The following is a 7,373-nucleotide window of genomic DNA, read 5'->3' as shown; positions in this document are numbered from 1 at the left end:
TATTATAATTCATAAATTAATTATTATGCATTAAGCCCATTATAAAAGCACCCATAATATTTTGCTGTTCCTTTTTTATCATTTATAGATTTTAATTTATTAAATATATCTGGTATTGAAATACCTACAGAAGTATATAGTTCGGCAACTTCTGTTATAAAGTCATCAACGTTTGTATTAACAATTAAATCAAATAACATAGATAATTTATTATTATCTATATTTAATTTTGTTCTCAAAGAGCTTCCTATTTTATGTGCCTCTTGATGCATATCATATTTTGGATAAAAGTCTTTATAAAATAAATATTTATCTAAATTATAATTACCATAAAACAAATCATCAAATGTGTAGTTTTTATCTTTACAAATATCTAATATCCTATAAAGTTCATCAGCAGGTATTAATAGTTCTCCATTCATTTCTACTGTTTTTATTTTATCATTCTCAATAGCTTTATTTATCATTTTCAATCTGTAAGGAAGAACTTGTTTATTTAAATCTATCATAGATACTCTAAAAACATTTGCAAAACCTTCTAATGTAAAATAAAGATTTCCATTAATTTTTCTTCTTTCGCTTTGAATATTAAAACTATGAACTGTTCTAGGTCTATTTAAAAACTTTATTAAAATACTTTCACATTTTTTGCATATATGGTATGTATCATTTAATTCTCTATTAAATACACTATCACCTCTTCCTAATATCTCATCACAATAAGGACAGCGAGGCGGATTATCTCTAGTTTCAATAAGCTGTCTTTTTGCATACTCATAATAATCTTTTTCATACATTCCAGCTTGATAGTTGGCTTCTAATATTTCAAGTCGTCTTTCATATTCCATTGAATGATTTGATAGCTTTTCCATATATTTATCTCCTAAAGTAAAACTAAATGTATTAGGTATATCACTCATAATATCATTTATATCAAGCATTCTTTCATTAGCTAAATAGTCAAATAAATCCTGTCCTGAAATAATGATACTCTTTCCCTCTTTATTAGCTTTTAATTTTCCATCATTAATTAAATTATAAACACTTTGATTAGTTTTATAATCAAGCATTCTAGCTACTTCGCTTACTGTATAATAATTTTCTTTATTTATATTTCTTATATCTATCATATTAATATCTCCTTATCTCTTTCTTCTTATAGTTTTTCTATTTATATATGCTTTATTCACAAATATCCTTTAATATTCACTTACATATAAATATGTATAGCCGTTATATTCTAAAAAACCATTATTACTTTCTTTTAATTGTTTATCGTCTATTTCTTTTTGTGTAAACCAAACATATAAATCAGGTCTTTCATTATTTAATTTATACAATTCCAAGTCTTCATCATCTTGGCAATCTTCTTCATCATAAATATTTCTTTCTGATAATTCATCAGAAATGTGATCATAAAAATAATCATAAGCTCCTGTATTAAAAGCACTATCTAAATAACTTTTTATGTCTGCTTCTGTTAATTCTTCTTTATATTTTGATACAGCTTCATCAAATGCTTCATCATCAAAACATTCGCAACCGTCTTCATCTTCATAATAAAAATCTTCTGTATCAATAGAACCATCATTTCTAACTGCTTCATCAATTATATCTGCTATGCTATCAGCTTCATCTCTTTGAGCATTAACATAGCTTGCTAAACTTTTAAAAATACTATTAGTAAGTTTGAATAAATAAATAGTTTCTCTTTTAGTTGTAGTCATTTTAATATCCTCTCTTATCTTTATATTATAATTATAGTCTAATTTTATAATATTGTCAAGTACTTATTATAAAATTAGACTATTTTATTTATATTTTAGACTATTTTTTATAAAGAGATATATCAATTATACAAATCTAACATATTTAATATTGAATATATATTTTTAATAGGATTTAAACTTCCAAACTCATTAATATTTTTAGTTGTATAGTAAGCTATGCTGTCCATTGTGTCCCAGCCTTTTATTTCAAGCCAAACTTTTATATCTTCTAAGCTCCAGCCTGCTCCTAAACAATGTATATATTCTATACCTTTTTCTTTAGCATATAAAAAAACTTCTTCTATATTCTGCTGTTTATGTAATATACCATTTGCACTAAATATAGAATAACACAAAGTTTTATAACCTAAAGACGTGTAGAAATCTACTTGATATATAAGCTCGTCTTTATCTATTAATAAACTTTGAGAGTTTTGCAAAACAGGAGTAATATTTTTATATAAATTATAATGTCTCCATTTTTTTATATTATTAATACTAGCGAAAGGATTTTTAAATACATCAGGAGATATGCATAAAATATTATTATATTCTTTAGAATACTTATGATAATATTCAGAAAGTTCAAACATATATTTAGAAGTCATTTTCTTTTTTGATTGTGATAATGCAAAAGCTCCGCTATCTAATATTACAAGAGCTTCATTATCAAAAGTTGGAATATTTGGAAATGCAAAAAGTCTATTTATATTTTTTATTTGACTTATTTCTTTTTTATATTTATAACAGTTAGGAAACACATATCTGCTATTATAAATCATAACTGCATCTTCTTTCATGTTTATAACAATGATACGGCGGACGTATACGCTTTATGCAGTTGCCTTGATAATCTGGTATAGGACGAATACTTTTATCAAATTGTATTTTTTTATGAGGCTCAACTATCCATTCTTTCACTAAACCATAACCTATATTTCTCTTATAACCTATAGCATTTATATAGTTTAATAATTTTTCTATCTCAGATTTAAATCCGTGAGCATACCATGTTATTTCTTTAGTATATTTTACTATCATAGCTACTCTATGAGCCTTATATTTTCCTCTTGCATCTGCTATATCTTTTTTGCTTTTATCATCATTTAAATAATCAGCCGCTAAATCTAAATCTTGTTTTTTATTAAAAAAAGCAATATCCTCTTCTTCACTTTTAAAAAAAGCTCTGCTGCAAAGATAATACCAATCTCCGCTTGGCATTTTATGTGTTGCCAAAGGTAATGAAAAATCTGTAAACTCTTTGGTAACTGTTCCTATTAACTCAGGATGATAACATCTGATAAAAGCATTATAAAGAATACCATCAAGCATTAAATCAAAATTGTAACTTGCTATTCTTCCATCTAGCATTTTAGCTTTTATTATTAAATCTTGCATATTGCTTTCAAAAGACATATTGCTTTTTCCTTTTCTATGTTTTTATTTTGAGCTGTATATAAAGCGATTTGAAAATCTCTGCGTTTCAAAGCCTTTTCTAAATAATTATAAACACTATCGCCTAATAAATAAACAACATCATTATTGATTATGCCATTCTCTATATTCTTTTTAGATACATTTAAACTTTGAAGTAACGAAATAAAACCTAAATCATTAATTAATTGTTTTCTATTACATAATATAGTTTCATTCTCTAACTGTATATAAAAGTTATTTAAATCATAATTAATTATTGTTTTATAAAATAAATGCTTTTTAAAGCTGGTAGATATACAAGCGATAAAAGGCGTTTCATTCTGTTTTAATATCATATCAGCAAAATCTTTTTGTCTAATTAATTTAATCTTGCTATCTATAATATAATTATATCTAATTAATGATAGACCTAGAGAACAGCTTTCGCATATATAATTACTGCTAGGGCATTTTACTAATGTATAATCAGTAAACCTATCAGATATAGCTTCTTTTAATTCTATTCCCTCATTAAAATGCTGTCCGCAAAAAAAACAATCAAAATCTTTTATTATTTTTTTTAATATTTTGAAATCTAATTTTTTATCTATAACATTATTATCAGAATCAACTGTTTTATAAATAATTGGTTTTTCAGTATTATTATACGCATTTAATATCATTATTTTTATTTTTTCCTAGCACTTTTATTTTTATTTTCTAATATATCAAAATAATTTTGATTTTCTTTATTAGATAGCAAATAATTTGTATAACTATTCATTATTATTTCTAAATGTTCTGCAATTCTTGTTTCTCTATTTTCATAAATTATTTTTCCATATTCACCAAAATCAAAAATAGCTTCAAAAAATCCAAAACCTGCATTAGCTTTACCGCCAAGTACAGCATTATTTTTTAACCAATTCCATATACTAGAAATGAAAGCCCCTAATTCTAACTCATTCATATCTTTTAATATTATTTCCTGCCATAAAGATGTACCAACTGTTAGATATTCAGTTTCATATATCATTTGAGTTTTTACATCTTCAGAATATTCATTATTCATATATTGTGATAATAAATCATTTTTACTATCATCCATTTTTATTGATATGTAATCTGATAATAAATGTTTATAACTTTTATTACTTTCTATTTTAGTTATATTTTTTGTTTCTTTCACAATTGGATATAAATTAGTTAACTGTATTTTTCCTGATAGCATCATATCAGATGTGCAGCCTCCAAATATAGAAACAAATGGATGTTGCTCTCTGATAGAGTTTGCTTTATCTACATCATTTACAATACTGCTAGAAATACTGCCTCCGCTAAAGAGTAAATGAAAAACAGGTTTACTAACTTTAGTATTTAACAAAGTTAATATATAGCTGGCACCAGCATTTCTTAAAGCTCCTCTAAAACTATTAGCTGATATAATAGGTATTTCTATAAGTTCATCATTATCATCAAATAATTTTATTTGATTAAAACTTGAATAATTTGATACACTTCTATCTATATGAGAAATTGGCGATATTGTTTTATATATAACTGTTATATTCATAATTACTCCTCCTTATCAATATTTTTTTTACTAAAGTCTTCGCTATCTTTTGCAAATCTTTGCTGTAATAAAGCTATTATAGCAAAAGTATTTTTGTCTAAACATTTCAATAAATTATTATTGTCAAAATCTATATCTCTTATGTATTTCTTATCTATAACTTCTACACCTATTTGTATAGAAAGTTCTTCTATAAACTCCGAAATAGTTTCACTTTTTTTAAATATTTTTTTTATGTATCTTCTAACAACTCCCCAATCTATAAACTTTTGATTAGACTGATTTACTGAACTATTTTCTGGACGTGACTTGAGAAGTGCATATATAATATATGCAGCTTCCGCTCTCTCATTATCGTTTGTCTCAAAGCCTTTAACCATATATAACTCCTACTAAAATATATTATATACTATTCATTAATAATTTATATATGTATTTGCGGACACTCATATTATTTTTTTTAGCTAATCTTTTTAATAGCTTATATTCTTTATAATTTAATCTGCAAACTACTAATCTTTTTTTCATTATTCTGCCTCCAAACTTTTTAAGTATATTCCTGTTATAGCTATACTGCTATGATTTAATGCCTGTCTAATGAGTTCTATATCTTTGGTTTGTTTGTATAAAGTAACAGCAAAATAATGCCTTATATCATGTATAGAGTAGGCAGCTTTTATTTTACCTTGTTTATATAAACGCTTTGAACTCCTATAAAAAATGTTTCTTATCACTTCAGAACTTTTATTTTTGAAAGGACAATTAAAAGAAATATTATTCTGTTTTAATAATTTAATAACTTTATCTGTAACTTTCCAGCTTATTTCCTTACCTTTTGAATAAGAATAATATTTGTTGTTTCTGATTTCTAATTTAGGTAAAGCACCAACACGTACACCGCATTCCATTATAAAAATGATGGCCACTTTTATAAGCGGATCTGATATATCTTTAATTATTAATTCAATTTCTTTTTTAGTTGGCACTTCTAAACGTTTCTTATTTTTTACTGGCGGACGAGTTTTTGTACCTCTAAAAGGATTTTTCATAAACGGATATCTTCTTTCTAAAAAAGAAAAGAAAGAGGAACAGGAAGAAACTAATGCACGTACACTTAAATTAGAAAGCTCACTAGAATTAACTTCTGTTATAAAATCATCAGCTTCTCTAGCTTTAATAAATAAAATATTTTTGTTATTCATTTTGCAGTATTCCTCTAGTTTATTAAGTCCGTTTTTATATTGTCTTTTTGTGTGATTGCTTTTTGTTTTTGAACATTGCTTAAAAAAGTTTTCTTTTTCTGTTTCATAATCTATCTGTTTAATAAGCTGCTCTTCTTTCATATAGTCAAGTATATTTAAGTAGTTAGCTTGCTTAATGAGAAGTTCCGCTTGTTTTTCTGTTATTATATTATTATTGTTTTGTGCTATTAATTTATTATTGCTTTTAGAAGCCATGTTTATACCTTTTGATTAAATTAAAGACAAAAGCCTTCATTTAATAAAAAGAATATAAACTTTTATAACTTATATAGTATATGTATGAATGATATTCTCTATTTCTTTTTCTCCTTTTATCAACTTAACAGATTCATTAAAACTCATATCTAAAATTGATAAGTAAACAGCATTAGATACGCCTTTATTTTTATGAATATCAATAATCTGCTTTGGTTCATTAAAATACTTATTATTAACAAAGACTTCTTCAACGCCTAGATTTTCTAATTCTATTAATAAATCCAATAAAACATCTATATCTGTTAAATCTCTATCAGTATTATATGAATTAATAATATTTTCTATCATAAATATTTTCCTATATTGTTATTATTTCATCATGATCTTTATATATTTTTGCTGTTTTTATAGCATCACATATAAATATTTCATCTATTATCAGATTAATTTGTTTTGAATTATTTTTATCAATTTCAATTTTTTGTACATATTTATTAAAAGTAAAATGATCATTTGATATTAATACACTATTACACCCTTTATTTTTATATGATTGTAAAGTATCAATTAACTTAGTGATATTCATTAAAACGGTACCTCCTCATCATCTTTCTGACTATTATTTTCTACTGCATTATTCACATCTTTTTTATCAGCAAGCATCTGCATTGACTGCATAATTATTCTCACTTTAGATTTAGTAGTGTTTGTATTTTTATCCTGCCATCTTTCCTGCCTTAGTGTTCCGCATATCAAAACTTGCTTTCCTTTTATAAGATATTTACTTACTGTTTCTGCTAATTTTCCAAAAGCTACTATATCAAAATAATTTACTTCTGTAGTGTTTTTTGTAATTACATAATAATTGTTTGCTATAGAAAACTCAGCAATTTCCATTCCTCCTTGTGTATATTTTCGCTGCGGGTCAGCAGTTAGCCTTCCTATTAATGTTACAATGTTATGATCTGCCATAATAACTCCTAATTTAATTTTATTACTATATCACAAAGTAAAGCAGCAATATTTGATAAAAAGAAACAAAGTAAATAGAAAGCCTTAGCTATATCATTTTTTGATGTTATACTAATAAAAATACATATAACACTAAATATTCCAAAACTTATATAACCTATTTGATAAACCATCATTTTATAA

The 7,373-nt window shown here is 24.9% G+C and carries 13 protein-coding genes; all 13 read right to left on the bottom strand.

From position 1 onward, the window contains the following. Positions 1 to 23: 23 nt before the first annotated feature. Positions 24 to 1,130 carry a helix-turn-helix domain-containing protein gene (locus KQ44_RS12975; protein WP_096737759.1) on the bottom strand — a complete coding sequence of 369 codons (1,107 nt, stop codon included), beginning with the start codon at positions 1,128 to 1,130 and terminating at the stop codon, positions 24 to 26. 69 nt (positions 1,131 to 1,199) lie between these two features. Beyond that, a complete protein-coding gene (locus KQ44_RS12970; protein WP_096737758.1) occupies positions 1,200 to 1,727 on the bottom strand; it encodes a hypothetical protein in 528 nt (175 codons plus the stop codon). Positions 1,728 to 1,849: 122 nt separating this feature from the next. Beyond that, entirely contained in the window at positions 1,850 to 2,551 is a 702-nt protein-coding gene (locus KQ44_RS12965; RefSeq protein WP_168171279.1) for a hypothetical protein, read from the bottom strand. Continuing rightward, positions 2,541 to 3,185: a hypothetical protein gene (locus KQ44_RS12960; RefSeq protein WP_096737756.1), complete on the bottom strand. Its 645-nt coding sequence runs from the start codon at positions 3,183 to 3,185 to the stop codon at positions 2,541 to 2,543. Before KQ44_RS12960 ends, KQ44_RS12965 begins: the two co-directional genes overlap by 11 nt. Further along, the gene (locus KQ44_RS12955) at positions 3,155 to 3,868 is read right to left on the bottom strand and encodes a hypothetical protein (RefSeq protein WP_096737755.1); all 714 of its coding nucleotides are present in this window, start codon (positions 3,866 to 3,868) and stop codon (positions 3,155 to 3,157) included. Before KQ44_RS12955 ends, KQ44_RS12960 begins: the two co-directional genes overlap by 31 nt. A 5-nt stretch (positions 3,869 to 3,873) precedes the next feature. Next, positions 3,874 to 4,758: an RAMP superfamily CRISPR-associated protein gene (locus KQ44_RS12950; protein ID WP_096737754.1), complete on the bottom strand. Its 885-nt coding sequence runs from the start codon at positions 4,756 to 4,758 to the stop codon at positions 3,874 to 3,876. A 2-nt stretch (positions 4,759 to 4,760) separates the two neighbouring features. Beyond that, the gene (locus KQ44_RS12945) at positions 4,761 to 5,138 is read right to left on the bottom strand and encodes a hypothetical protein (protein WP_096737753.1); all 378 of its coding nucleotides are present in this window, start codon (positions 5,136 to 5,138) and stop codon (positions 4,761 to 4,763) included. A 22-nt stretch (positions 5,139 to 5,160) separates the two neighbouring features. Continuing rightward, positions 5,161 to 5,286 (bottom strand): hypothetical protein, encoded by a 126-nt coding sequence (locus KQ44_RS15495; RefSeq protein WP_276307049.1) that lies wholly within the window; start codon positions 5,284 to 5,286, stop codon positions 5,161 to 5,163. Beyond that, positions 5,286 to 6,215: a site-specific integrase gene (locus KQ44_RS12940; RefSeq protein ID WP_096737752.1), complete on the bottom strand. Its 930-nt coding sequence runs from the start codon at positions 6,213 to 6,215 to the stop codon at positions 5,286 to 5,288. Before KQ44_RS12940 ends, KQ44_RS15495 begins: the two co-directional genes overlap by 1 nt. 69 nt (positions 6,216 to 6,284) lie before the next feature. After that, positions 6,285 to 6,566: a hypothetical protein gene (locus KQ44_RS12935; protein ID WP_096737751.1), complete on the bottom strand. Its 282-nt coding sequence runs from the start codon at positions 6,564 to 6,566 to the stop codon at positions 6,285 to 6,287. Between the two features lie 10 nt (positions 6,567 to 6,576). Continuing rightward, positions 6,577 to 6,804 (bottom strand): hypothetical protein, encoded by a 228-nt coding sequence (locus tag KQ44_RS12930; RefSeq protein WP_096737750.1) that lies wholly within the window; start codon positions 6,802 to 6,804, stop codon positions 6,577 to 6,579. Continuing rightward, entirely contained in the window at positions 6,804 to 7,190 is a 387-nt protein-coding gene (gene ssb, locus KQ44_RS12925; protein ID WP_096737749.1) for a single-stranded DNA-binding protein, read from the bottom strand. Before ssb ends, KQ44_RS12930 begins: the two co-directional genes overlap by 1 nt. A gap of 8 nt (positions 7,191 to 7,198) precedes the next feature. After that, a complete protein-coding gene (locus KQ44_RS15280) occupies positions 7,199 to 7,366 on the bottom strand; it encodes a group-specific protein (RefSeq protein WP_096737748.1) in 168 nt (55 codons plus the stop codon). Between the last annotated feature and the right edge of the window lie 7 nt (positions 7,367 to 7,373).

This window comes from Brachyspira sp. G79 (genome assembly GCF_002379365.1).
Classification (GTDB): Bacteria; Spirochaetota; Brachyspiria; order Brachyspirales; family Brachyspiraceae; genus Brachyspira.
The sequence above is the reverse complement of the archived record's forward strand: the minus strand, read 5'-3'. Positions and strand labels throughout refer to the sequence as shown.